Genomic DNA, 24029 nt, shown 5'->3' with positions numbered 1-24029 from the left:
GGTCGCTCACCAAGACGGACCGGCGGCCACCACCTGTGGAAGGGGAAGGTCGTTGCCATGAGTGGTCGGAATTCGGTCGCGCCCCGCGAGGTCGCCGAAATACGCGCCTACGACATCGAGACCGACGTGCTGGTGGTCGGCTACGGATGCGCCGGGGCAGCGGCGGCATTCGAAGCGGCGACGGCGGGCGCGCGGGTGCTGGTACTCGACCGGATGGGTGGCCCGGGTGGCGCGTCGGCCCTGTCCGGCGGCGAGATCTACCTCGGCGGCGGCACGCCGATCCAGCAGGCGTGCGGATTCGACGACGACTCCGCGGCCATGGCCGCCTTCCTCGGCGCCGCACTCGGTCCCGGCGCCGACCCGGACAAGCTCGCTCGTTACAGCGAGGACAGCGTCGCGCATTTCCACTGGCTGGCCGATCGCGGCGTGCCGTTCAAACCCACCCTGTGGGACGCGCCCACGTGGGTGCCGCCCACGGACGACGGGCTCATGTGGCTGGGGGAGAACAGCAGGCCGTTCGCCGAACTCGCCACGCCCGCGCCGCGCGGCCATCGCCCCACCGCCGGCGACTTCGGCGGCAAGCTGCTGATGGACCGCCTTGCCGAGGCCGCCCGATCCGCCGGTGTGACAACACTTTTCGATACTCGCGCGACGTGCCTGATCGTCGCGGGCGACGGCACGGTCGCCGGTGTCGTGGCCCGGCGGTACGGCGCGGAGCTGGCCGTCCGCGCCCGCCGCGGCGTCGTGCTGACCACCGGCGGATTCGTCGACAACGACGCCATGCTCGCCGCCCACGCCCCGAAACTGCTGGGGCACACCAAGGTGAGCGCGGGCACCGACGACGGCAGCGGCATCCGGATGGCGCAGGCGATCGGCGCGGGCGTGCGGCACATGGGTACCGGTCAGGTCGGCATCTCGCTCATCCCCGGCCTCGCCGCGCGCGGCATGGTGGTGAACGGGCGTGGGCAGCGGTTCGTCAACGAGGACACCTATCCCGGTCGCATCGGTCAGGCGGCGCTGTTCGGGCAGGGCATGGACACCTGGGTCGTGCTGGACGAACGGGCCTACGACGAGGTGCCGGAACCGCAGCGGTGGGGCGTGCGGCCCACGCACGTGGCCGAAACGGTCGAGGAACTCGCCGACCTCATGGGCGTGCCGGGTGCCGCTCTGCGCGACACCGTCCGCAGGTACAACGCGTTCGCTTCGCACGGCGCGGATCCGGAGTTCGGGAAGGCGGCGCGCTGGGTGCGCCCCCTGGAACCTCCGTTCGCCGCGATAGATGTGCGGGCGGGAGTCCGGCCACCGGCGCAGGCGGGTGAGCGCCGCGGTACCGGCGCCTCCGTCTTCACCCTCGGCGGCCTGCACACCTCGCTCGACGGCGCCGTGCTCGACATCGACGGCACCGCGATCCCCGGGCTGTTCGCCGCCGGGCGGGCCGCGAGCAACCTGCACGGCGAGGGCTACATCAGCGGCACATCGCTGGGCGACGGCACGTTCTTCGGCCGCCGCGCGGGTGTCGCCGCCGCCCGCGACAGCTGATCGCGGCGGTGGGTTCCGATCATCGGGATGGATCGGTTCCCCGGGCACCGGACCGGCTTAGCGTCGAAACGAAGGCACTACGAGGAGGACTACCGGATATGACCAACAAGGTGCTCGATCGGGTACGGGATCTGCTGCCCGCGATCGGAGAGCGAGCCGCCGACGCCGACCTGCAGCGCAGAGTGCCCGAGCAGAGCGTCCGGGAGCTGACCGAGGCGGGGGTGTTCCGCATGCTGCAGCCGTCCCGCTTCGGCGGCGACGAATCCTCACCGGTCGCGTTCTACGAGGTGATCCGCGCCGTCGCCACCGCATGCCCGTCTACGGCGTGGGTGGCGTCGGTGCTGGGTGCGCACCCGTGGCAGCTGGCGCTTTTCCCGCTGCGGGCGCAGGAGGACGTGTGGAGTCCAGATCCGGACACCCTGGTCTCGTCGTCGTACGCGCCGACCGGCAAGCTGACGCCGGTCGAGGGCGGCTTCGAGATCAGCGGTCGCTGGAGCTTCTCCTCCGGATGCGATCATGCCCGGTGGGCCTTCCTCGGGGCGGTCGTGCCGGACGACGACGGGGGAGCGGAGTACCTGACCGTTCTGGTGCCGCGCACCGACTACCGCATCGAGGACGTCTGGCACGTGTCGGGACTGTCCGGGACCGGCAGCAACGACATCGTCATCGAGAACGCGTTCGTACCCGTCCACCGGACCTACCGCGCCAGTGACCAGGCCGCCTTGCGCGGGCCGGGCCAGGAAATCAACACCGCTCCGCTGTATCGCATCTCGTTCGGCGCGGTGTTCTCCAACACGATCACCGCACCCATCATCGGCGCCGCGCAAGGCGCCTACGAAGCGCACATCGAGCGTATGCGCGAGCGGGTGCGGATCTCCTACGGCGGGCAGAAGGCTGCCGAGGACCCGTTCGCGCACGTCCGGGTGGCCCGCGCCGCCTCCGAGATCGACGCCGCCGTCCTGCAGATGGAGCGCAACATCGGCGAACAGCTGCGTTATGCCGAAGCAGGCGAGGAGATCCCGTTCGAGCTGCGGGTACGCAGCCGCCGCGACCAGGTGCGCGGCACCGAACGCGCCATCGAGGCCATCGACCTGCTGTTCGACAACTCCGGCGGCCATTCGATCCGCAAACCCAACCCGATCGAACGGCACTGGCGCGACGCGCATGCCGGGAGCGTGCACGTCATCAACGACGTCGAGCGCGCGCTCGTACTCTACGGCCGGAACGCGTTCGGCCTGCCGGTCACGGATCGGATGATCTGATGACGCTCACCGCCGAGAGCACCACGCGCCGGAGCACGACCGGTGGGCTGACACTGCGCTACCACGAAGCGGGGTCGGGCGCCCCGCTGGTGCTGCTGCACGGCTCTGGACCCGGTGTCTCCGGCTGGGCCAACTTCGGCGCGAACCTGCCGGTACTGGCCGAGCGTTTCCGCTGCCTGATCGTCGATCAGCCGGGCTTCGGCGCCAGCGGCCGTCCGGAGGTCTACGAACGCAACTATCTGCGCGTCTCCGCCGAAGCGGTGCTGCGGTTGCTCGATGATCTCGGTCTGGAACGCGCGCACCTGCTGGGGAATTCGATGGGTGGCGCGGTCGCGACGTTGCTGGCGCTGGAACATCCCGAGCGGGTCGATCGGCTGGTGCTGATGGCGCCCGGTGGCGTCGGGCTGAACGTGCTCGGGCCGGAACCGTCCGAAGGCATCACGCGGTTGCTGGAGTTCAACGCCGAGCCCACCCGGGAGCGCCTGCTGCCGTGGCTGCGCACCATGGTCTCGGATCCGGCGACCCTGACCGACGAACTGATCGACACCCGGCTGAAAGCCGCCTCGGACCCGGCCGCCGTCACCGCGCTGCGCGATGCCTACGCGACCTTCGCCGACCCGGCTCTCGCCGAACCGATTCCGCTGTGGGCGCGGTTGCGCGGCCTGCGCGCGCAGACCCAGATCCTGTGGGGCCGCGACGATCGGGTGACACCGGTCGAGGCGGCACTGTTACCCGCACGGCAGATCCCGACCGCCGATCTGCGCGTTTTCGCCCGCTGCGGCCACTGGGTGCAGATCGAGCGCAAGTCGGCATTCGAACGGGCGGTCGTCGATTTCCTCACCCACGGACTCTGATCGCTCCGACCGACGCCGGTCACACGTCGTGATCCCGAACCCAGCCCGCGATCTGGGTCCGGGAGGTGAAGCCCAGTTTGGTGAGGATGTGCTCGACGTGGGTCTCCGCCGTGCGCACCGAGATCACCAGGTCTGCGGCGATGCGTTTGTTGCTGTGGCCGGCCGCCACCAGCCGGGCGACGTCCTTCTCCCGGCGAGTGAGGACATCGGCCGCCGCCTCGGACACGACCGGAGCGGGGCGCGCCGGGGCGGAGACGCGGCCCAGCGCGTAGTCGATCGCCTCGTCCAGCGACAGCGCCGCGCCGCTGTCGAAGATCTCTTGGAACACCTTTGCGCCCAGCGCTTCCCGCACCTCGTCGCGCATCTTGTCGCCCAAGACGCCGGTAATGGCGTGGGCGAGACGTACGGTGCTGCGCGCGAGGATCTCCGCGGCGCCGAGCAGGCGAGCGGCCCGCTCGAAATCACGGCGCGCGACCGCCGTCCAGGCCAGCCCTTCGAAGGCCGAGGCCAGCCAGACGCATCGGTCGAACAGGCTGAACATCTCGACGGACCTGGCGAGGTATTCGGTGGCGGCATCCTGGTCGCCGTGCCGCCAGCGGTCCAGGCCCATCGACCACTGCGCCAGCCCGCCGAGCAGGTGCGGTCCCCGCGCGGCGGCCACCGTCAGGAGCCGTTCGGCGAGAACGGTCGAGCGCGCCTCGTCCAGCACCAGCGCACACACGAACGCGAAGGCGAGGCTGTCCATCTCCATCGCGTGGTGGCCGCACTCCGCGGCCAGATGGGTCGCGGTCTCGGCCAGTTCGAGCGCCCGAGCGGTGTCGTCGTCGTTGAAGGCCAGCAGCGCCGAGTCGAGCATCGCCTCGGCGAGGATGTCCGGAGCGTTGAGTTTCCTGGCCAGCGTGACGCATTCGTCCACCAGCCGGCGAGCGGACCCGCGATCGGACAGCAGTGCGGCCAGCGAGGCGGCCGCCGACAGCGCGCGGGCGCGCGGCTGTGACGGTTCGCCGGACTTCGCCAGCGCGTCGGTCAGCCAGCGGTAGCCCTCGGTGAGGAAGCGGTTGTGCTCCCAGAACGGTCGCAGCACCGCGGCCATCTCCAGCGCCGTCTCCGGCGCGCCCGCGAGGCCGCACTGCAGCGCCGCGCGCAGATTCGCGTGTTCGCGGTTCAGTTCGCGGAACCAGGCGACGTCGTCGGAATTCCAGTACGCGGTGCGGCCGCGCAGCGCCAGCCTCCGGTAGTGCTCGAGGTGGCGCGCTCGCGCCGCGGGTTCGCCGCCTCGTTCGGCCAGCCGGTCGTGGGCGAACTGCCGGATCGGCTCCAGCATCGCGTACCGGCCGACGTCGCCGTCGTAGCGCAGACTCAGTACCGATTTGTCGACCAAGCCGGTTAGCGCGTCGAAAAGCGTCCGCTGACCGGCCTCGACCACGCATACCGCCTCGGCCGCTTCGATGTCGAAACCACCGGCGAACACCGACAGCTGCTCCCATAGCCGCTGTTCGGCCGGGGTGCACAGGTCGTAGCTCCAGCGGATCGCGCCTTCGATGGTCTGCTGTCGCTGCGGCGCGAGGCGCGGTCCGGCACTGAGCAGGCCCATGGTGTCGTCGAGCCGCGACAGGATCTGTTCGGGGGTGAACAGGCGAAACCGCAACGCGGCCAGTTCCAAGGCCAGCGGAATGCCGTCGAGCCGACGGCAGATCGCCGCCAGCGCACCACGGTTGGCGTCCGTGGCCGCGAAGCTGGGGTTGGCGGCCCCGGCCCGTTCGGCCAGCAGTCGCATCGCATCGCTGTCCGTAGACGCGTCGTCCGGTAGCGGCAGGGGCGCGACGGGCATGACCTGTTCGCCCTGCACCCCCAGCACCTCCCGGCTGGTCGCCAGCACCCGCACATCGGGGGTGGCGGCCACGATCCTGCCGACCAGCCGCGCGCAGGCGTCGATCAGGTGCTCGCAGTTGTCCAGGATCAACAGCAACCGTTTGTCCGCGAGGTACTCGGTCAGTCGCGGCAGTGGCGCCGCCGTGTCGTCGCGCAGCGCCAGCACCTCCGCGACGGTCACCGTCACCAGATCGGGATCGTGCACGTCGGCCAGCTCGACCAGCCACACACCGTCCGGGAACGCGCGCGCGACCGCGACGCCGACCTGGCGGGACAGCCGTGTCTTGCCGACGCCGCCCGGCCCGAGCAGGGTCAGCACCCGGGTCGTCGGCAGCAGCCGCTTCGCGGCGGCGAGTTCCTCCCGGCGCCCGACGAAGCTGGTGACCTCGGCAGGTAGATTGCCGATTGGACGCCGCGCCATGGGTGTCAACCCTAGGTACCGCGCGTGGCGCGCAAGGGCGTTCTGGGCAAATTCGGCTCCGGACCGCCGGCTCTCATCGGACCGCGACCGCGGCGTCGACCTCGGTCAGCTGGTGGCGCATGCGGTCGCGCTTGGCGCGCAGATAGCGCACGTTGTGCTCGGTCGGTCTGGCCTGCAACGGTATTCGCGTCTCGACGGCGATGCCGTACTCGGTCAGCCCGGCTTGCTTGGCCGGGTTGTTGCTGAGCAAGCGGACCGACCGCACGCCCAGATCGGCCAGGATCCGCGCGGCGGCGTCGTAGCGGCGAGCATCGACGGGCAGCCCGAGCCGCAGATTCGCGTCGACCGTGTCGGCGCCCTCGTCCTGGAGCTCGTAGGCGCGCAGCTTGTTCAGCAGGCCGACGCCGCGTCCCTCCTGCCCGCGCAGGTAGATCACGACCCCGCGGCCCTCGGCGGCCACGGCCTCGAGAGCGGCGTCCAACTGCTCGCCGCAGTCGCAGCGCAGCGAGCCGAACGCATCGCCGGTGAGGCATTCCGAGTGCACCCGGGTGAGCACGTCCCGGTCGCCGGGCGCGCCGAAGACGAGTGCGAGATGTTCGGCGTGGTTCGTCTCGTCCCGGTAGCCGATCAGCCGGAACTCGCCGAAACGGGTGGGCAGGCGGGTCTCGACGATCCGGACGACGCCCGACTCGAGCCGGTGGCGGTAGCCGATCAGATCGGCGATGGAGATGATAGGGATGCCGTGCACCCGGGCCATGGTCAGCAGCTCGGGCAGCCGGGCCATCGACCCGTCGTCGCGCACCACCTCGGCGATGACTCCGGCCGGGCGTAGACCTGCCAGCCGCACCAGATCGACCGCGGCTTCGGTATGGCCCGGCCTGCCCAGCACGCCCGCCGGGTGCGCCCGAAGCGGGAACACGTGCCCGGGGCGAGTGAGATCCCCGGCCGTGGTGGCGGGATCGGCGAGCAGGCGCATGGTGTGTGCGCGGTCGGCGGCCGATATGCCGGTGCCGATGCCCGCCGCGGCGTCCACGGAAACCGTGTAGGCGGTGCCCTTCGGATCTTGATTCACCGCCGTCATCGGTGGCAGTTCGAGCCGGTCCAGGTCGCTGCCTGCCATGGGAACGCACAGGACGCCGCTGGTGTGCCGCACCAGGAACCCGATGTTCGCCGCGGTCGCCTGCTCCGCGGCGAGCACCAGATCGCCTTCGTTCTCGCGGTCCTCGTCGTCCACGACGAGCGCCATACCCCCGCTCGCGATCGCCGCGACCGCGGCAGGCACCGTGTCCAGTTCACCGGTCATCATCCGCCACCTCCATATGCCTAATCGAAATATGACGGGGCGGGAACAACCAGGCGGCGTCTCACTCAGTGAGGCGATCGATGTCCGCGAGCAGCTCCCTGGCGAAATCGCGCTCCGCCTCGTAGTGCCGCACGCACCAGCGCAGCACCAGTTCCGGATAGGCCCAGTCCGGATTCGCCTCGGCGCCCTGCGCGTCGGCCTCGGCCCGCCTGCGCATCTTCTCGGCGTAGGCGATGTGCTCGGTGAGGATCTCGCGCATCCGGTCGGGCTCGGCGAGGTTGCCGAGCCACGCCCGCAGCATCACGCTGTGCTTGAGCACCGGCGCCTCGACCGGCGCGTGGTTGACCCAGTTCGCGGCGGCCGCACGGCCTTCCGGCGTGATGGCGTACATCCGCTTGCCGCGCACACCGTCCTCGTGCACCACCGTGCGGGAGGTGGCGTAGCCGTGCTTCTCCAACCGTTTGAGTTCGGCGTAGATCTGGCTGAACGACGGGCTCCAGTAGAAGAACTGCAGACTCCAGTCGGCCCACTTCTTCAGGTCGTAGCCGGAGAGTTCGTCGGCGTGCGAGAGCATTCCGAGCACGGCCCACGCGGTGGTCGGCAGATCGGGCACCGCGGGTGTCACGCCATCGGTCATCGTCGGACTGTACCGCCCGGTCATCGTCGGATTTCGAACTAGCGCCAGCGCGCCCGGCGCCCGAACAGCGCCCGGCCGGCCTCGTGGGAGATCTCGAGCAGCACCCGCGCCAGCTTGTCGAAGCTCATCGCGTCCGCCCGCCCGGACAGCGACAGGGCCGCGGGAGCGGTGCCCCGACCGCGCATCGACGCTGCGACGCAGGCGATTCCGTCCATCGATTCCTCGCGGTCCAGCGCCACGCCCTGCCGCAGCCGGATCTGGGCCAGGGTGCGGTGCAGCGCGTCGGGTTCGGTGATGGTGTGCGCGGTCAGTCGGGGCAGGCGGGAATGGAACGCGGCTTCGGCGATATTCGGCTCCAAGGTGGCCAGCATCGCCTTCCCGAGTGCGGTGCAGTGCGCGGGCATGCGGCCGCCGAGGCGGGTCGGCAGCATCGCCGCCAAACGGCCACCGGCCTTGTCCAGGTAGACGACCTCGCGTCCGTCGAGCACCGCCAGATGTCCGACCATGCCGGTGCGCTGACACAGCTCGTGCAGCAGCGGGCTGACGGCGTCGCGGATCTCGTTGTGATCGGCGGTGAGCCCACCCAGTTCCAGGGTGCGCATGCCCAGCCGGTACCCGCCGGACGTGTGGGCCAGCCAGCGCAGCCGGATCATCTGGTCGAGGATCCGATGCACCGTCGACCGCGGCAGGCCGGTGCGCTCCACCAGGCCGAGCAAGGTCAGCGTCGGGGTGGCGGCGTCGAACGCGTCCAGGATGAGGGTCATCCGCTCGATCATCGACACCGGCACGTCGGCGGCGCCCGGATCGGCTGCCTCGGTGCGGGCGCGGTGCGGGCCGCGGCTGGCGCTCGGCTGCGCGTCGGGCAGCAGGGTGACGGTCATCGGAACCTCCGTCGGTCGGATTCGGTCAACGTCGACCGGGCATCAGGTGCTCGATCGTTTGTGTCTCCCATCACAGTGGCGGGTTCGCGACCGGGCCGAATCGGGAGAACTACGTAGCTTCTACGGATCTCCATCTCGGTGACCGGACACCGATCTTGACGCCCGCCGGGCGCCGCCTGGTGTCATAGCTATCAGGTATATGCCTGATAGAAATAGGAGGCCCGATGGAACCGGTGCTCGAGATGGACGGATCGTCGCTGGACGTGCGCGACTTCAAGGCCGTGCTCGGTCGCTTCTGCACGGGCGTCACGGTGATTACCGCGCGCTCGGAGGAGGGGCCGGTCGGCTTCACCTGCCAGTCGTTCTCGGCGCTGTCGCTGCAGCCGCCGGCGGTGTGCTTCTGTCCCGCGCGCACGTCCACGTCTTGGCCGCGTATCCGCACGGTCGGCCGGTTCTGCGTCAACATCCTGGCCCACGACCAGCAGGAGATCTGCAGGCAGCTGGCGCGCAGCGGCGCCGACAAGTTCGCGGGCGTCGACTGGGCGCCTTCCCCGAACGGGTCGCCGCGGCTGGCCGGAACCATGGCCTGGCTGGACTGCGATCTGGAGCAGGAGGGCGACGGCGGTGACCACACCATCGTGATCGCGCGCGTCACGGCGCTGTCGGAGCATCGGGAGGCCCCGCCGCTGCTGTTCTACCGCTCCGCGTTCGGGCGGCTCGATGGGGCCTGAGCGCCTCCCGGCCAGTGGGACTGCACATTTCCGCGCCGGCATTCCGAACCGAAATATCGAGGCGACAAACGTGCGCGAATTGTGGAGGAACCGATGACTACCGACCCCGAGATTCGAGTGATCGACGCGGGCGCTCCGCCGGCCCGGTACGCGCGCGGCTGGCACTGCCTGGGACTCGCGGCGGACTTCCGGGACGGGAAACCGCACACCGTTGAGATCTTCGGCACCGAACTGGTGGTCTTCGCCGGCTCGGGCGGAGAGCTCTCCGTACTGGACGCCTACTGCAGGCATATGGGCGGAAACCTCGGAGACGGCCGGATCAAAGGAGACTCCATCGCCTGCCCGTTCCACGACTGGCGTTGGGGCGCCAACGGCCGCTGCACCGGCATCCCCTACGGCCGCCGCGTGCCGCCCCGGGCGCGGACCCGCTCGTGGCCGACGTTGGAGCAGAACAAGCAACTGTTCGTGTGGAACGACCCGGAAGGCAATCCGCCGCAGGAACGGGTCACCATCCCGCGCATCGAGGGCGCGTTCAGCGACGAGTGGACCGACTGGACCTGGAACACCATGGCGATCGACGGCGCCAACTGCCGCGAGGTCATCGACAACGTGGTGGACATGGCGCACTTCTTCTACGTGCACTTCGGGTTCCCCACCTATTTCAAGAACGTCTTCGAAGGCCACATCGCCAGCCAGTACATGACGTCGGTCTCGCGCGAGGACATGATGGGGGAGACCGCGAAGGCGCTGGGCGGCAAGAACCTTCTGCACTCGGATGCCTCCTACTACGGCCCCTCCTACATGATCGACCACCTGCGCAGCGAGAGCGCGGGCCTGACGGTCGAGGGCATCCTCATCAACTGCCACTATCCGGTTTCGCCCACGAAATTCGTGCTGCAGTACGGCGCGATCGTGAAGAAGCCGCACGGCGTGCCACCCGAGCAGGCGGAGGAGATCGCGGCGAAGTTCGCGGGCGGTCTGGGGCGCGGCTTCGAACAGGACGCCGCGATCTGGCAGCGCAAGACCCGCATCGACAATCCGCTGCTGTGCGAGGAGGACGGACCGGTCTACCAGCTGCGCCGCTGGTACGAGCAGTTCTACACCGACGTGGCCGAGATCGACCCGAAGATGACCGACCGCTTCGAATTCGAGGTCGACACCACCCGGGCGGTCACGGCGTGGGAGGCGGAGGTCGCCGCGAATCTCGCCGAGCGCGCCGCCGCCGGAGCCTGAGCGGTATCGGTATGGAACGAATCACCTGCCGCACCTGCGCAACCTGTGTGCTGGTCGAGAAGTTCAGCCCGCAGCACACCAGTGTCCAGTGGAGCGGCGCCGCGGTGGCGGCGTGCGCCGAGTTCGCCGGGGTGGACAGCGCGCGGAAGCGGACGTGTGCGGCGCTGCGCGACAGCATCGATGCCGCCGTCGCGGGCGGACGCCTCGAGGTCAGCACGCGGGACGGGGACGTGCCGTGAGCGCGGAGCACGCGACAGCCGTGGACGACCGGAGAGGAGACACGACAGTGGATCGGGTCGAAGCGGCCGTGCCGCCGGCGCCTGCCGCCGTTCCCGGCGGAATCCTGAGCCTGCGTGTGACGCGGGTGATCAGGGAAACCGACGATGCGATGTCGCTCGAGCTGGAACCGGGGGCGGAGCAGTCGAATTCGATCGAATATCGCCCCGGCCAGTTCCTGACGTTGCGGATACCGAGTGAGCTGACGGGCTCGGTGAGCCGCTGCTACTCGTTGTCCAGCGCGCCGCACGAGGGTGGGCCGTTGAAGATCACCGTCAAGCGGACGCCCGGTGGCTACGGATCGAATTGGTTGTGCGACAACGCCGTGGCAGGTACGACCGTCGACGTGCTGCCACCCGCCGGTGTCTTCACCCCCACGTCGCTCGACGACGACCTGCTGCTGGTCGCGGCGGGCAGTGGGATCACGCCGGTGCTGTCGATCCTGAAATCGGTGCTGGCGGCAGGGGCGGGGCATTGCACGCTGATCTACGCCAACCGGGACGAGCGGTCGGTGATCTTCGCCGCCGAACTCGCCGATCTCTCGGCCCGGCATCCTGACCGCTTGCTCGTGGTGCACTGGCTGGAGACCCTGCAAGGGCTGCCGACCCGCGCGCGGCTGGCGGCGCTGGCGGGGCCGTGGTCGGATCGCGAGGCGTTCGTCTGTGGCCCAGGCCCGTTCATGGACGCCGTCTGCGCCGCCCTCACCGGGCTGGGCGCCGACCGCAAGCGCGTGCACGTCGAGAAATTCGTGTCGCTGAACGGCAACCCGTTCGAGGCCGATACGCCGCAGGTGACCGACCCGGCCGACAGCGCCGCGGTGGAAGTCGAACTCGACGGCGAGACACGCGTACTGCCCTGGCCACGCCACCGGGTCTTGCTCGACGTGCTGCTGGCCAACGGGCTCGCGGCGCCCTACTCCTGCCGCGAGGGCGCGTGCAGCGCCTGCACCTGCCGGGTCGTCGCGGGGCAGGTCCGGATGCGGCACAACGAAGTTCTCGACGACGCCGACCTGACCGAGGGCTACGTGCTGGCCTGCCAGGCGGTCCCGGTCACCGACACGGTGCAAGTCACCTATTCCTGAGGAGTACGACGAACAATGGCTGACATAGCCTCGCTCGGTTACGTCCGAGTCGCCATCGCCGACGTGGCGGCCTGGCGCGCCTTCGCCTTCGACGTGATGGGCTTCGCGCAGGCCACCGGACCGAATCCGGACAGCGTGTACCTGCGGATGGACGAGCACGCCTACCGCTTCGAACTCGTTCCCGCGCAGCGGGATCGAGTGCTGGCCGTCGGCTGGGAGGTGCGCGACTATCGCGCGCTCGCCCGGCTGCGGGAAACGCTGGAACAGGCGGGCGTCACGGTCACACCCCTCGGCCAGGAACAGGTCGACGCACTGCGCGTGGAAGAAGCCTTTACTTTCACCGACCCCGCCGGGTTCACCGTGGAGGTCTTCCACGGTCCGGTGCTCGATCACAGCCCGGTCGTCACCGCGCACGGGCATCGTTTCGTCACGGAGGGACTGGGGCTCGGCCATGTAGTGCTGCCGGTACCCGATCTGGCGGAGGCGAACCGTTTCTACTGCGAGGTTCTCGGATTCCTGCCCCGTGGCTCGTTCCGGGTGCCGACCCCGCCCGGCGTCGCCCCGGTGCGCGTTCGATTCCTGGGGGTCAACCAGCGCCACCACAGCCTCGCCCTGATCCCCGGCACCCGATCCGACGGCCCGGGCCTGGTGCACATCATGGTCGAGGTCGACGAGCTCGACGCCGTCGGCCGGGCGCTCGACCGCGTCATGCGCGCGGGCTACCCGCTGTCCTCGACCCTGGGCAGGCACACCAACGACAAGATGATCTCCTTCTACGTCCGCACTCCCGGCGGCTGGGATCTCGAATACGGCACCGAGGGCGCCTTGGTCGACGAATCCACCTACAGTGCCGAGGAGATCACCGCCGACAGCTACTGGGGCCACGAATGGTCACGCGGCTGACCCGCAGGGCTTCCCCGAGATGCGGTCCGCGCCGCTCGATCGGCGTCGCTGGGCCTAGACTGTCGATTCGAGTAGGAAGGACGCTGATGAAGCGGAGACTGAACTGCCCCTGCGGAGAATCGATCGTCGGAACCGACGAGGACGATCTCGTGGAGAAGACACAGGCCCATCTGGCCGAGAACCATCCCGGACACGACTACTCACGCGACGAGATCCTGTTCATCGCGTACTGACGCCGAAGGCGCCGCGCCTAGCGGTGGCAGGCGACCTGTCGAGACGGGATCACCTCGGGCGCAGGCCGTCGATCATGTGCGTGATGGTCTCGTCCAAAAGTTCCTCGGCGGTCTCCGCAGCGATCACGCCGGAGCCGACGAAGGTGGCCAGGCCCTGTAGCGTCGCGACCGCGGAGAGCGCGATGCGGCGCGGGTCGCCCTCGATCACCTCGCCGAGTTGCTGGGCTTCGGCGATGAGCGCGACGGGGGTCGCGAACGCGGCGTCCACCACCTGGGACATCGCGTCGCCGGCCGCCGGGCTGTGCCTGCGCGCGAACATCAACGCGACGAGCGCCGGGTTCTCGGTCGCGAAGCGGAGATAGGTCCGGGCCAGCGCCCGGATGTGGCCGTCGATGGAGCCCGCGGCCGCGGTCTGCTCCAAGGCGGCGGCGAGCCGCTGGAATCCGGATACCGCGATGGCGTCCAGCAATGCCTGCTTGTCCTTGAAGTGCCGGGTGGGGGCGGCGTGGCTGACTCCGACGTCACGCGCCAGCCGACGCAGCGACAAGCCGTCGACGCCGGACTCGCGCAGTGTCGCCTCGGCCCGCTGCAGCAACTCGGCGCGCAGGTCGCCGTGGTGATAGGACCGGCTTCGGGTGATCGGCATGGTGTTTGCAGGATAACAAAATGTAGTCATTGCCTACTTTGTAGGCAGTGACTACATTAGCTCGCATGACGGTTCGGACCTTCACCGCCCCGATCGCAGTGCTCATGGTCTTCGCGGCACTGCTTGCCACCATGTATCTCGGCTACGCCGGCAATACCGAGAAGAACCTGCACGACTTCCCAGTGGCCTTGGTGAACCAGGACGTCGGCGACACGCTCGACGGCAAGCCGGCGAACGTCGGCGCCCAGGTCGCCGACGCGCTGGCCGCCGGCATCCCGGAGGAGAAGATCGACCTGCGCGTCGTCGGTATCGCCGAGGCGCGCAAGCAGTTACAGCACGGCGAGGTCTACGGCGCCATCGTCATTCCCTCCGACTTCACCAAGCGGCTGGCGATCCTCGGCGCGTCCGCCGTGGTCCCCGGGCAGATCGAGCGGCCGCTGATCACCGTCCACACCAACCCCCGGATCGGCCCGTACACCACCGGCATCATGCAGCGCATCGCGGACCGCGCGCTGAACCAGGTGAACGAGACCGTCGGCAAGAACCTGACCGACCAGGTGGACTCCGCCCTCGCGGCGGGGCCGGGTGCGCCGGTCGAACTCAGTGGCGCTGCCCGCCTGATGCTCGCCGACCCCGTACAGATCGTCACCGCGCCGTATCGCCCCATGGACGACGGCGCCGGGCAAGGTCTCGTCGCGTTCTTCTACACCCTGATCCTGCTGCTGGCCGGATTCACCGGCGCCATGATCATCCACACGCTCGTCGATTCGGTCCTCGGTTTCACACCTACCGAGTACGGCCCGTGGTTCGTACACCCGCCCGCCACCGGCATCTCCCGCTTCCGGACCCTGCTGCTGAAGTGGGCGGTCATCGGCACCGCGGCGCCGATCCTGTCCGGAATATTCCTGGCCGTGGCAGCGGCACTGAGCGTTCCGCTGGGCAGCCCGCTGCTGTTGTGGCTGTTCGGAACGCTGGCCATCGTCGCCGTCGGCGTGACCGCGCTGGCCGTCTTGGCCACCTTCGGCACCGCCGGATTGCTGGTCAACCTGATCCTGTTCGTGGTACTCGGCCTGCCGTCCTCGGCCGCCACGGTGCCGCTGGAAGCGACGCCCCCCTATATCGCGCACCTGGCCGCTTTCGAACCGATGCACCAGATCTACCTGGCCGTGCGCGCCATCCTGTTCTTCGACGCCCGCGCCGCGGCCGGTTTCGGTCAGGGGCTGTGGATGACGCTGCTCGGCCTCGGAATCGGCCTGCTCCTCGGCGCGACGGCCACCTTCGCCTACGACCGCCGCGGACTGCACCGGGCCACAGCGCCTGCCGAGAGCGCACCGATTGCCGGTGTGCCCGCCGTCGCCGGATAAGGATGGATCGATAGTCAGTCGGCGGCGGCCAGTAGCGCGTCCAGTTTTCCGGGGTCGACACCGAAACCGGTGAGGCGGTTCAGCGGGATGGAGGCGATCATCCGCATCATGTCCACGCCGAGTGCCGTTGCGTCGCCCATACTTTCGGACATGCCGCCGAATATCTCGGCCAGCGCGGCCGCCGTCGTCGGATCGGCCAGCGCCTCACCGAGGGTCGACTCCGCCGTGATCGGGATCCGCAGTTCGTCTCCGGCGAGGTCGACCTGTCCGGTGCGGCGCAGATCCCGGCTCGAGGCGCCCGCCCAGACCTGGTAGCTACCGCCCTCCACCACCCAGCGGCCGGCGCGGGTCTCCCAGTAGGCCAGGTCGTCGCGGGCCAGAAGAATCGAGACCTCTTCGCTCGCACCGGGTTCGAGTTCGGCGGTGACCGCGACGCCCTTCAGCTCCCGAGCCGGACGTGTGACGGAGGAGCCGGGCACCGCCGTGTACACCTGCACCACCTCGCGACCTGCGCGGGAACCGGTGTTGGTGACCAGCACACGCACCGTGATTCCCGCCGCGTCCGCCGCGAGCGCCAGATCGGTGTAGCCGAATGTGGTGTAGGACAGACCGTGCCCGAACGGGTAGGTCACGTCCATGTCCCGGCTGTCGTACCAGCGGTAGCCCACGTAAAGGCCCTCGCCGTAACGCACGTGCGAGTTCTCACCGGGGAAGTTCAAGTAGGCCGGGGTGTCCTGCAGCCGTACCGGCACTGTTTCCGCGAGCCGACCCGACGGATTCACGACGCCGAACAGCACGTCGGCGAGTGCGCCGCCGCCGGCCTGGCCGAGCAGACCGCCGTCCAGGATCGCGGGCGCCGCCACCGGAGCCAGACGAACCACTCCGCCGTGCGCGAGCACCACCACGGTGTCCGGTTGTGCCCGCACCACCGCGTCAAGCAGGTCCAGCTGCTCGGCGGGCAGTTCGAGGTGTTCCCGGTCGAACCCCTCGGATTCCTGGGTGGCCGCCAGGCCCAGGAAGAGCACGGCCACGTCCGCGTCCTCGGCGGCGGCGACGGCTTCGGCGCGCAGCGCGTCGTTGTCCGCCTCGGTGTCGCTCGTGGTGAATCCCCGGCTGTAGGAAACGGTCCCGTCGCCGGACAGCGCGCGGATCTCCTCGAGCGGCACATCGAGCCGGGTCGGGGTGACGTGCGAGCTGCCGCCGCCCTGGTATCGCGGTTCCACCGCGAATTCGCCGATCACCGCCAGCGAGCGCCCCGGAGCGAGCGGCAGGAGGTCACGGTCGTTGCGCAGCAGGACGACACAGCGCGCGGCGATCTCGCGGGCCAGCCGATGGTGGTCGCCGACGTTGTCCAGGGCATCGCCGAGCTCCCGTCCGGCCACCACCCTCGCCGCCAGCCTCGCCACGTTCCGCGCGGCGCGGCCGACGTCCGCCGGGTCGAGGGTGCCCTCGGCCATGGCCGCCACCACTTGTGCGTCGGAGACGCCGCTGCCGCCCGGCATCTCCAGATCCAGCCCGGCCGTCACGGAGGCGGGCCGGTCGGCCACCGCGCCCCAGTCGGAGACCACCGCACCGTCGAATCCCCATTCGCCGCGCAGCACGTCGGTGAGCAGCCAGCGATTCTGCGCGGCGTGCACACCGTTGATCCGGTTATAGGAGCACATCACCGTCCACGGCTGCGCGGTACGCACGATGTGGGAGAACGCGCGCAGGTAGATCTCGCGCAGCGGGCGCGGGTCGATGTCGGAACTCGCACGCATCCGATCGTGCTCGGCGTTGTTGGCGGCGAAGTGCTTGAGCGAGGCGCCCACTCCGGTGCCCTGCAGACCGGTCACCCATGCCGCGCCGAGCAGGCCGGTGAGCAGCGGATCCTCCGAGTAGTACTCGAAATTACGCCCGCCGCGCGGATCCCGCTTGATGTTGACGCCCGGCCCCAGCAGCACATCGACGCCCAGCGTGCGGGCCTCCCGGCCGAGCGCTGCACCCACCCGCCGCACCAGCTCGGTATCCCAGCTCTGCGCGAGGCCGACCGCGGGCGGGAAGCAGGTGGCGGGCAGGCTCGCGGCCAGCCCGAGATGATCGGTCGCGCCGGGCTGCCTGCGCACACCGTGCGGGCCATCGGTCATGGTGACCGAGGCGACTGGACCGATCGCCTTCGTGGTCCAGAAGTCGGCGCCGCTGCCGAGCGCCGCGCGGTCCTCCGGCGCGAGGTCGGTGAGGTCGGGCTCGCTCGTCATCGCAGCTCCTCGGGTCGAAACCGTTACCGAAAACAGTATGCCATTCGGTTTTCGTGGCGGGGGCGATCCGAGTACAGTCGCGGCGTGGTTCGGCGCGGCGCGTATTCGAAAGGGATCGCCAAACGGGAGGAGATCCTCGAGGCGGCGCTCGAGATCGTGGCGCGTGTGGGATACAGCCGGACCACCGTGCGCGAACTCGCCGAGTCCGTCGGCCTGAGCCAAACCGGTTTGCTGCACTACTTCGGCAGCAAAGAGCAGCTTTTCGCCGCCATCCTGGCGCGGCGCGACGAGACCGACCGCGCTACCTTCACCGCCCCCGCCGTGCCGTCCGATCTGCCCGCAGCGCTGATCCGCCTGATCCGGCACAATACGGACGTGCCCGGCCTGGTCGAGCTCTACGCCCGCTTCTCCGCCGAGGCCACCCGTCCCGAGCACCCCGCCCACGACTACTTCCGCGACCGCTACCGCACCGCCCGCGACGCACTCACCGGCGCCGTCGCCGACCTCCGCGAATCCGGCCGCCTGCCCGCTGATCTCGACGCGGACCGCTTCGCCGTCATCACCATGGCCCTGCTCGACGGCCTGCAGACGCAGTGGTTGTACGACCCGGCCGTGGACATGGCCGCCCACGTGGCCTATCTGTGGGAGCTGATCGAACGCTCCGGAAACGGAGCCGAGCGGTCGCGCCCACCCCGGTAGTATCGGGATTAGCGGTTTCGCGTCGGCCGTACCTGTATTCGGCCGGGCGGCAGCCACGGAAGTGGGAAATGAGCGCACGCGACGGCCCCAGCCTGCGGCGGTTGCATCGCAGCACTCGGGTGCTGGTGATCGCCGCCACGGTGTTCGTCGTGTCGATGCTGATCGTTCCCCGCCTGATCAGGGCCTATGTCAGCTGGCTGTGGTTCGGTGAGGTCGGATTCCGCGGTGTCTGGCTCACCGCGCTGCTCACGCGCCTGTCGCTGTTCCTCGCCGTCGGCCTGCTCATCGGCGGTGCCGTTCTGGCGGCGATATGGCTTGCCTTCGCGTTCCGTCCGTCGTTCGTCCCCGATGCCGGGGAGGAAGACAGTCTCCGGCCGTATCGGGCAGTGGTGCTGCGGCGGCGGCGGCGATTCGGGGTGGGCATCGCCGTCACGCTCGGCCTCCTCTGCGGTTTGATCGCGCAATCGAGCTGGATGAGAGTCCAGCTGTTCCTCCACGGCGGGTCCTTCGGGGTGTCCGACCCCCAGTTCGGGCACGACGTCGGGTTCTTCGTCTTCGATCTGCCGTTCTACCGGCTCGTCGTCAATTGGCTGTTCGTGGCCGTCGTGCTCGCGTTCCTCGCCTGCCTCGCGACGCACTACCTGTTCGGCGGGCTACGTCTGTCCGGGAAAGCGGGCGGCCTGACACACGCGGCCCGTGTGCAGCTGGCGGTACTGGCCGGCACGTTCATCGTCTTGAAGGCCGTCGCCTACTGGCTCGACCGGTACTCGTTGCTCGCCAGCCGCAGCAAGGAGCCCACTTTCGCGGGCCCGGGCTATACCGACATCAACGCCGTGCTGCCCGCCCGCTTGATCCTCTTCGCGATCGCGGTCATCTGCGCCGTGGCGGTGTTCGCCGCCGTCGTCGTGCGCGACCTGCGCATTCCGGCGATGGCCGCCGCGCTTCTGCTGCTGTCATCGATCCTGGTGGGAGCTGTCTGGCCATTAGCCGTCGAGCAGTTCTCCGTCCGCCCGAACGCCGCCGACATGGAGCGCGTCTATATCGAACGCAACATCGCGGCTACCCGGCAGGCGTACGCGATAGGCAGCGACCGGGTCGATTACCAGCCGTATTCCGGAGTCGGCACCAAGCCGCCGACCGAGGTACCGGCGGACGCCACGACGATCGCGAATATGCGTCTTCTGGATCCGAACGTACTGTCGCGAACATTCACCCAGCAGCAACAGCTGAAGAACTTCTACAGCTTCCCGCCGCATCTGGACCTGGATCGGTACCGCGTCGGTGGGGAACTGCGCGACTACGTGGTCGCGGCGCGCGAGCTGACCCCGAGCGCGCTGAGCGGCAACCAGCGCCACTGGGTCAACCGGCACACCGTCTACACCCACGGGAACGGGTTCGTCGCCGCACCCGCCAACCGCGTCAACGCGGCTGTCCGTGAGGCCGCCGGTGATGCCGCCAGCAGCAACAGCGGATATCCCATCTACGCGGTCGGCGACATCGCCTCGCGAGCGGCGGGGAACCAAGTGATCCGGGTGGACCAGCCTCGTGTCTACTTCGGGGAAGTGATCGCGAGCGCCGACCCGGACTACGCCATCGTCGGCGGCGGCACCGAGCCCCGGGAGTACGACACCGATTCCACCAAGTACACCTACACCGGCGCAGGGGGCGTATCGATCGGGAATTGGCTCAACCGGCTCGCCTTCGCCGTGACCTACACCGAACGCAACATCATCTTCTCCAAGGCGATCGGTCCGGAGTCGAAGATCATCTTCAATCGCGATCCGCGCCATCGCGTCGAACTGGTCGCGCCGTGGTTGACCACCGACAACAACCCCTACCCGGCGGTGGTGGACGGACGGATCGTCTGGATCGTCGACGCCTACACCGCCGTCGACGGCTACCCCTACGCCAAGCACAGCTCGCTCGAGGCGCTCGCGCCGGGCGACGATACCCGCCGTTCCCCGCACGAGGTGTCCTACGTGCGGAATTCCGTCAAAGCCACGGTCGACGCGTACGACGGCACCGTCACCCTCTATCGGATCGACCGGCAGGACCCGGTACTGGCGGCGTGGATGAAGGTCTTCCCCGGCACGGTCGAACCCGAGGAGTCGATCCCCCCGGAGCTGCGCGCCCACTTCCGCTACCCGGAGGACCTGTTCACGATCCAGCGCGAGATGCTCGCCAAATACCACGTGGACGAACCGCGAGAATTCTTCACCACCAATGCTTTCTGGTCGGTGCCCAGCGACCCCACGGTGGAAACCAACCCGCACCAGCCCCCGTTCTACGTCCTGCTCGGCGACCAGGGCACCGCCGAGCCGTCGTTCCGGTTGTCCAGCGCGATGGTCGGGTACAACAGGGAATTCCTCTCCGCCTACATATCCGCCCACTCCGACCCCGAGAACTACGGCAAACTCAGCGTCTTGCAGCTGCCCACCGACACGCTCACCCAGGGGCCGCAACAGATCCAGAACTCGATGATCTCCGACACCAGAGTGGCATCCGAGCGGACCCTGCTAGAGCGGTCGAACCGGATCCAATACGGCAATCTGCTCACCCTGCCGATCGCCGACGGGGGCGTGCTCTACGTCGAGCCGCTGTTCACCGAGCGGATCTCGACGACACCGAACGCCTCGACGTTCCCGCAGCTGGCGCGGGTGCTGGTGAGCTACCGCGAACCAGGTACCGGCGGCGTCCTCGTGGGCTACGCGCCGACTCTCGCCGAGGCGCTCGACCAGGTGTTCGGCCCGGGGACCGGCAGGCTCGCCACGCCGCCCGGCGGTGGTCCCGGCGTTCCGCTGCCACCGAGTCAACAGCCGACCGGGCCGCAGACGGCGCAACCGCCGGCGGACGCCGCGCCGCAGGATCAGGCGAAGATCGCCGAACTCAACGCGCAGATCGACGAGATCCGCGCGGCCCTCGAACGTCTTCAGAAGCAGCTGAACGAACTCGATCGCAACGGTCGCTGACGCTCGCGCCGTGGATCATCGCGGAAATCGCCTTGCGCCTACTTCGATTCCGTTGGCGGCGCGATAGTTTCGGCGGCGGGGCCGGGCCGCGAGTCCGGTAGGTGCACGAGAATCAGGCCGACGCCCGCGATGAGGAAATTCTGCAGCGCGGCGGACGACGCGTTCACGTCGTCGTTGGCCCACATGCGGAACCATTCGCCGCCGACGGTCAGGAACCCGCCCGCGAACAGCAGCACCGCCATGGTCCAGCCCAGGCTCGACAGTTTCACTGCCACATCGAGACCGGCTCGCAGCCGGCGCGGCCGTCCGGTCAGCACCCGGCCCCACACGCCCCCCGCGGCCAGCAGCACGAAAGCGATCAGGAACTCCCAGATCACCACCAGGATGTAGGCGACGAGCGCGACATTGCCGTTGGTGATCGCGCGCCAGTCCGTGCCCGGATGGTGGATCGTCGCTTTCATCGACAGCACAGCGGCCACGCCGTTGCGGTTGGTGTCGGTGTCCACGCAGTTGGTGAACGCGACGAACAGATAGTAGAAGCCGGTGATGGTGGCCAATGCCGCCACCGCCATCCGACGGCTACCCACCACATCGAGAACCTTTGTGCCACCGCGCGTCATCTGCCTACCTCAGGTCGACTGGCATGAATGTCCGGACATCCAGGCGCCGACGATCATATAGGCCCCCGATCGCGCCTACTCCCCATAGCGGGGAGCCGAGGTCGGCGGATAGTGGATCGAGAAACCCTCTGACGCAAGTAGTTCCGGCCCGTCGCCCGGCCGGACGGCGTCTCCGATCACCAGCCCCACCCGAGGGCCGCCGTAGTGGCCGCCGTTGGGTAGGGCTGGAGTCGATGGACTCAGATGTTCCCGTCGAGTACCTCGCGCAACTTGTGCGCGAAGGCTTCCGGCCGGCCGGCGTACCCGAACTCTCCGTCGAGGAAGCCGCCGTGGTGGCTGGGGAACACGGTCGACCGCTGACCGAGCAGCTCAGCGGTCGCGGCAGCAGTGCGTCCGGTGAACGTGCCCGCGGACTCCTCGCCCACGGCGATCACGACACGAGTCGGCGCCGCGGCCAGCGCGGCCACGTCGGGCCGATAGCCGCTGACCGCCCAGGACCGGTCGGACAGCAGCGGGTCGTCCCGGGAACCGTCGTCCTCGGACGGCATCCCGAACAGCGCGGGGTCCGCGGCGGGCAGGGCGAAGTAGTCGTCGGTGAATTCCCCTTGCCACGACGTCATCGCGATGAAGGCCGCCATGCCTGCGCCGAAGCCCTTGGCCTCGTAAGCGTCGCGTACGCCTGCGCGGGCGCGCTCGGCTGCCGCGGCGTCGGGGAGCACCGGGATGAGCGGCGGCTCGTGCGCCACCAGCGTGACCACATCGCCGGGATAGGCGGCCACGAGCGCGAGCGCGGTGACCGCGCCGCCGCTGCTGGCGAACATCTCCACCGGTCCGGCGCCGAGCTCCTCGATCACGGCGTGCACGTCCTGCGCCTGCACCTCGGGCGTATGGTCGACGGCGCCGTCTTTCCGGGTACTGCGACCGAGTCCGCGCGGGTCGTAGGTGATCACCGTGCGATCGGGGAAGTGCGCGGCCAGCGCCCGGAAACCGCCGGCGTCCATCGGCTGGCCGATCATGAGCAGCGGTGGGCGTCCCGCGACGGTGGGCAGCGGGCCGTGGACGTCGTAGGCGATATCGGCGCCGGGTGTCTCGAGCAAGTGGGTCGTCATGCCACTGTCGACGTCTCCCGCGCCGGAAACTCATCGGACCTCTCGGAGGAACCGGTCCCGAGCGAGTGCCCCCGGAACGCGACGGCTGCGCCACCTGGTGTGGTGGCGCAGCCGCTTGCTGTGCGCTCCGACAGCTCGGCGGGGTGGCCGGCGCGCACCCCACCGAGGCCGCCGGGTGCTACTGCGCGGTGGCCTGCCGCTTCGGCAGCTTCCACCCCGGGCGGGGGAAGTGGCAGGTATAGCCGTCGGGATAGCGCAGCAGGTAGTCCTGATGCTCCGGCTCGGCATCCCAGAACTCGCTCGCCGGGGTCACCTCGGTGACCACCGTGCCCGGCCACAGGCCCGAGGCATCCACGTCGGCGATGGTGTCCAGGGCGATACGTTTCTGGTCGTCATCGAGATAGAAGATCGCCGAACGGTAGCTGGTCCCGATGTCGTTGCCCTGGCGGTCCTTCGTCGTCGGATCGTGGATCTGGAAGAAGAATTCCAGCAGTGCCCGGTAGTCCGTCCGCGCCGGGTCGTAGACGATCTCCACGGCCTCCGCATGCCCTGGGTGGTTGCGATACGTGGGGTGGTCGTTGCGGCCGCCCGTGTAGCCGACGCGTGTCGACACCACACCTGGCTGCTTCCGGATCAGGTCCTGCATGCCCCAGAAGCATCCACCGGCCAGAACGGCCCTACGCGTGTCGCTCACGCCTCCTCCTTCGCGAAGAGAGTCCTGTACTGCCCGTACCCTTCCGCCTCGAGGTCGTCGAGGTGAATGAACCGCAGCGCTTTCGAATTGATGCAGTACCGCAGGCCGCCCGCCTCGCGGGGGCCGTCGGTGAACACATGCCCGAGATGGCTGTCACCGTGCGCCGAACGCACCTCGGTGCGGATCATCAGATGACTGAAGTCCCGCTTCTCGACCACGTTCGCGGCATCGATCGGTCGGGTGAAACTCGGCCATCCCGAGCCGCTGTCGAACTTGTCCACCGAGGCGAACAACGGCTCACCGGACACCACGTCCACGTAGATACCCGGCTCGTGGTTGTCCCAGTACTCGCCCGTGAACGTCCGCTCGGTCCCGTTCTCCTGAGTGACGTGGTACTGCTCAGGCGACAGGGCGGCGACCGCCGCAGGATTCCGGTTGTACTCCCGTGCCACATGACCTCCTCAT

Annotated in this window: 22 protein-coding genes; 12 read left to right on the top strand and 10 right to left on the bottom strand. The window is 69.1% G+C overall.

The genetic code is table 11. The features are described 5' to 3' along the window. The first annotated feature begins 57 nt into the window (after positions 1 to 57). The 3 genes from ON19_RS04180 (at position 58) to ON19_RS04170 (ending at position 3655) form a co-directional block, all read left to right on the top strand. Positions 58 to 1539 (top strand): FAD-dependent oxidoreductase, encoded by a 1482-nt coding sequence (locus ON19_RS04180; protein ID WP_051168510.1) that lies wholly within the window; start codon positions 58 to 60, stop codon positions 1537 to 1539. Between the two features lie 98 nt (positions 1540 to 1637). Continuing rightward, on the top strand, positions 1638 to 2801 hold the full coding sequence (gene hsaA / locus ON19_RS04175) for a 3-hydroxy-9,10-secoandrosta-1,3,5(10)-triene-9,17-dione monooxygenase oxygenase subunit (protein ID WP_043687024.1): 1164 nt from the start codon (positions 1638 to 1640) through the stop codon (positions 2799 to 2801). Then, positions 2801 to 3655 (top strand): alpha/beta fold hydrolase, encoded by an 855-nt coding sequence (locus tag ON19_RS04170; RefSeq protein ID WP_043687021.1) that lies wholly within the window; start codon positions 2801 to 2803, stop codon positions 3653 to 3655. The genes hsaA and ON19_RS04170 overlap by 1 nt, the downstream gene beginning before the upstream one ends. A gap of 19 nt (positions 3656 to 3674) precedes the next feature. Here the strand turns inward: ON19_RS04170 and ON19_RS44385 are convergent, their stop codons facing one another. The 4 genes from ON19_RS44385 to ON19_RS04150 all read right to left on the bottom strand — a co-directional run bounded on the left by ON19_RS44385 (position 3675) and on the right by ON19_RS04150 (position 8769). Beyond that, positions 3675 to 5948, bottom strand: coding sequence for an ATP-binding protein (locus tag ON19_RS44385; protein WP_043687018.1), 2274 nt, complete (start codon positions 5946 to 5948; stop codon positions 3675 to 3677). A gap of 73 nt (positions 5949 to 6021) precedes the next feature. Then, positions 6022 to 7251: a bifunctional 3,4-dihydroxy-2-butanone-4-phosphate synthase/GTP cyclohydrolase II gene (locus tag ON19_RS04160; RefSeq protein WP_051168522.1), complete on the bottom strand. Its 1230-nt coding sequence runs from the start codon at positions 7249 to 7251 to the stop codon at positions 6022 to 6024. Positions 7252 to 7312: 61 nt separating this feature from the next. After that, the gene (locus ON19_RS04155) at positions 7313 to 7888 is read right to left on the bottom strand and encodes a PadR family transcriptional regulator (RefSeq protein WP_043687012.1); all 576 of its coding nucleotides are present in this window, start codon (positions 7886 to 7888) and stop codon (positions 7313 to 7315) included. Positions 7889 to 7926: 38 nt separating this feature from the next. Further along, positions 7927 to 8769 carry an IclR family transcriptional regulator gene (locus tag ON19_RS04150; RefSeq protein WP_083899125.1) on the bottom strand — a complete coding sequence of 281 codons (843 nt, stop codon included), beginning with the start codon at positions 8767 to 8769 and terminating at the stop codon, positions 7927 to 7929. Between the two features lie 224 nt (positions 8770 to 8993). On the opposite strand from ON19_RS04150, the gene ON19_RS04145 reads away from it, so the two are divergent. The 6 genes from ON19_RS04145 to ON19_RS39665 all read left to right on the top strand — a co-directional run bounded on the left by ON19_RS04145 (position 8994) and on the right by ON19_RS39665 (position 13226). Further along, complete coding sequence (locus tag ON19_RS04145; RefSeq protein WP_227954737.1) at positions 8994 to 9500, top strand: flavin reductase family protein; 507 nt, start codon at positions 8994 to 8996, stop codon at positions 9498 to 9500. 93 nt (positions 9501 to 9593) lie between these two features. Continuing rightward, positions 9594 to 10733, top strand: a complete 1140-nt coding sequence (locus ON19_RS04140) for a 3-ketosteroid-9-alpha-monooxygenase, oxygenase component (protein WP_043687151.1) — start codon at positions 9594 to 9596, stop codon at positions 10731 to 10733. A gap of 11 nt (positions 10734 to 10744) precedes the next feature. After that, positions 10745 to 10972, top strand: a complete 228-nt coding sequence (locus tag ON19_RS04135; protein ID WP_043687009.1) for a hypothetical protein — start codon at positions 10745 to 10747, stop codon at positions 10970 to 10972. 149 nt (positions 10973 to 11121) lie between these two features. After that, the gene (locus ON19_RS04130; protein WP_051168520.1) at positions 11122 to 12090 is read left to right on the top strand and encodes a 2Fe-2S iron-sulfur cluster-binding protein; all 969 of its coding nucleotides are present in this window, start codon (positions 11122 to 11124) and stop codon (positions 12088 to 12090) included. 15 nt (positions 12091 to 12105) lie between these two features. Continuing rightward, positions 12106 to 12993 carry a VOC family protein gene (locus ON19_RS04125; protein ID WP_043687006.1) on the top strand — a complete coding sequence of 296 codons (888 nt, stop codon included), beginning with the start codon at positions 12106 to 12108 and terminating at the stop codon, positions 12991 to 12993. Between the two features lie 86 nt (positions 12994 to 13079). Beyond that, entirely contained in the window at positions 13080 to 13226 is a 147-nt protein-coding gene (locus ON19_RS39665; protein ID WP_063709390.1) for a DUF1059 domain-containing protein, read from the top strand. Positions 13227 to 13275: 49 nt separating this feature from the next. Here ON19_RS39665 and ON19_RS04120 read toward each other — a convergent pair whose 3' ends face one another. Beyond that, positions 13276 to 13872, bottom strand: coding sequence for a TetR/AcrR family transcriptional regulator (locus ON19_RS04120; protein WP_043687003.1), 597 nt, complete (start codon positions 13870 to 13872; stop codon positions 13276 to 13278). A 65-nt stretch (positions 13873 to 13937) separates the two neighbouring features. On the opposite strand from ON19_RS04120, the gene ON19_RS04115 reads away from it, so the two are divergent. Then, positions 13938 to 15236 carry a YhgE/Pip domain-containing protein gene (locus ON19_RS04115; protein WP_051168509.1) on the top strand — a complete coding sequence of 433 codons (1299 nt, stop codon included), beginning with the start codon at positions 13938 to 13940 and terminating at the stop codon, positions 15234 to 15236. 14 nt (positions 15237 to 15250) lie between these two features. Here the strand turns inward: ON19_RS04115 and ON19_RS04110 are convergent, their stop codons facing one another. Next, a complete protein-coding gene (locus ON19_RS04110) occupies positions 15251 to 17473 on the bottom strand; it encodes a glycoside hydrolase family 3 C-terminal domain-containing protein (RefSeq protein WP_043686998.1) in 2223 nt (740 codons plus the stop codon). 84 nt (positions 17474 to 17557) lie between these two features. Between ON19_RS04110 and ON19_RS04105 the strand changes: the two genes are divergently transcribed. Both ON19_RS04105 and ON19_RS04100 read left to right on the top strand, forming a co-directional pair. Next, complete coding sequence (locus ON19_RS04105; RefSeq protein ID WP_174377663.1) at positions 17558 to 18172, top strand: TetR/AcrR family transcriptional regulator; 615 nt, start codon at positions 17558 to 17560, stop codon at positions 18170 to 18172. 68 nt (positions 18173 to 18240) lie between these two features. Next, entirely contained in the window at positions 18241 to 21141 is a 2901-nt protein-coding gene (locus ON19_RS04100) for a UPF0182 family protein (RefSeq protein ID WP_043686995.1), read from the top strand. Between the two features lie 38 nt (positions 21142 to 21179). Here ON19_RS04100 and ON19_RS04095 read toward each other — a convergent pair whose 3' ends face one another. The 4 genes from ON19_RS04095 to msrB all read right to left on the bottom strand — a co-directional run bounded on the left by ON19_RS04095 (position 21180) and on the right by msrB (position 24016). Next, positions 21180 to 21731, bottom strand: coding sequence for a DUF2165 domain-containing protein (locus ON19_RS04095; RefSeq protein WP_218006370.1), 552 nt, complete (start codon positions 21729 to 21731; stop codon positions 21180 to 21182). Between the two features lie 269 nt (positions 21732 to 22000). Next, the gene (locus ON19_RS04090) at positions 22001 to 22870 is read right to left on the bottom strand and encodes an alpha/beta fold hydrolase (protein ID WP_043686992.1); all 870 of its coding nucleotides are present in this window, start codon (positions 22868 to 22870) and stop codon (positions 22001 to 22003) included. A 178-nt stretch (positions 22871 to 23048) separates the two neighbouring features. After that, complete coding sequence (gene msrA, locus ON19_RS04085) at positions 23049 to 23564, bottom strand: peptide-methionine (S)-S-oxide reductase MsrA (RefSeq protein WP_043686988.1); 516 nt, start codon at positions 23562 to 23564, stop codon at positions 23049 to 23051. Beyond that, complete coding sequence (gene msrB / locus ON19_RS04080) at positions 23561 to 24016, bottom strand: peptide-methionine (R)-S-oxide reductase MsrB (RefSeq protein WP_043686984.1); 456 nt, start codon at positions 24014 to 24016, stop codon at positions 23561 to 23563. Before msrB ends, msrA begins: the two co-directional genes overlap by 4 nt. Between the last annotated feature and the right edge of the window lie 13 nt (positions 24017 to 24029).

Source organism: Nocardia abscessus NBRC 100374, assembly GCF_000308455.1.
Lineage (GTDB): Bacteria > Actinomycetota > Actinomycetes > Mycobacteriales > Mycobacteriaceae > Nocardia > Nocardia abscessus.
Note: the sequence above shows the minus strand (reverse complement) of the source record. Positions and strands in the feature narration are given on the sequence as shown.

Bases quoted from the DNA above. Each gene is read 5' to 3' on its own strand.
- ON19_RS04180 (WP_051168510.1), top strand. From the start codon at position 58: ATGAGTGGTCGGAATTCGGTCGCGCCCCGCGAGGTCGCCGAAATACGC.
- hsaA (WP_043687024.1), top strand. From the start codon at position 1,638: ATGACCAACAAGGTGCTCGATCGGGTACGGGATCTGCTGCCCGCGATC.
- ON19_RS04170 (WP_043687021.1), top strand. From the start codon at position 2,801: ATGACGCTCACCGCCGAGAGCACCACGCGCCGGAGCACGACCGGTGGG.
- ON19_RS44385 (WP_043687018.1), bottom strand. From the start codon at position 5,948: ATGGCGCGGCGTCCAATCGGCAATCTACCTGCCGAGGTCACCAGCTTC.
- ON19_RS04160 (WP_051168522.1), bottom strand. From the start codon at position 7,251: ATGACCGGTGAACTGGACACGGTGCCTGCCGCGGTCGCGGCGATCGCG.
- ON19_RS04155 (WP_043687012.1), bottom strand. From the start codon at position 7,888: ATGACCGATGGCGTGACACCCGCGGTGCCCGATCTGCCGACCACCGCG.
- ON19_RS04150 (WP_083899125.1), bottom strand. From the start codon at position 8,769: ATGACCGTCACCCTGCTGCCCGACGCGCAGCCGAGCGCCAGCCGCGGC.
- ON19_RS04145 (WP_227954737.1), top strand. From the start codon at position 8,994: ATGGAACCGGTGCTCGAGATGGACGGATCGTCGCTGGACGTGCGCGAC.
- ON19_RS04140 (WP_043687151.1), top strand. From the start codon at position 9,594: ATGACTACCGACCCCGAGATTCGAGTGATCGACGCGGGCGCTCCGCCG.
- ON19_RS04135 (WP_043687009.1), top strand. From the start codon at position 10,745: ATGGAACGAATCACCTGCCGCACCTGCGCAACCTGTGTGCTGGTCGAG.
- ON19_RS04130 (WP_051168520.1), top strand. From the start codon at position 11,122: ATGTCGCTCGAGCTGGAACCGGGGGCGGAGCAGTCGAATTCGATCGAA.
- ON19_RS04125 (WP_043687006.1), top strand. From the start codon at position 12,106: ATGGCTGACATAGCCTCGCTCGGTTACGTCCGAGTCGCCATCGCCGAC.
- ON19_RS39665 (WP_063709390.1), top strand. From the start codon at position 13,080: ATGAAGCGGAGACTGAACTGCCCCTGCGGAGAATCGATCGTCGGAACC.
- ON19_RS04120 (WP_043687003.1), bottom strand. From the start codon at position 13,872: ATGCCGATCACCCGAAGCCGGTCCTATCACCACGGCGACCTGCGCGCC.
- ON19_RS04115 (WP_051168509.1), top strand. From the start codon at position 13,938: ATGACGGTTCGGACCTTCACCGCCCCGATCGCAGTGCTCATGGTCTTC.
- ON19_RS04110 (WP_043686998.1), bottom strand. From the start codon at position 17,473: ATGACGAGCGAGCCCGACCTCACCGACCTCGCGCCGGAGGACCGCGCG.
- ON19_RS04100 (WP_043686995.1), top strand. From the start codon at position 18,241: ATGAGCGCACGCGACGGCCCCAGCCTGCGGCGGTTGCATCGCAGCACT.
- ON19_RS04090 (WP_043686992.1), bottom strand. From the start codon at position 22,870: ATGACGACCCACTTGCTCGAGACACCCGGCGCCGATATCGCCTACGAC.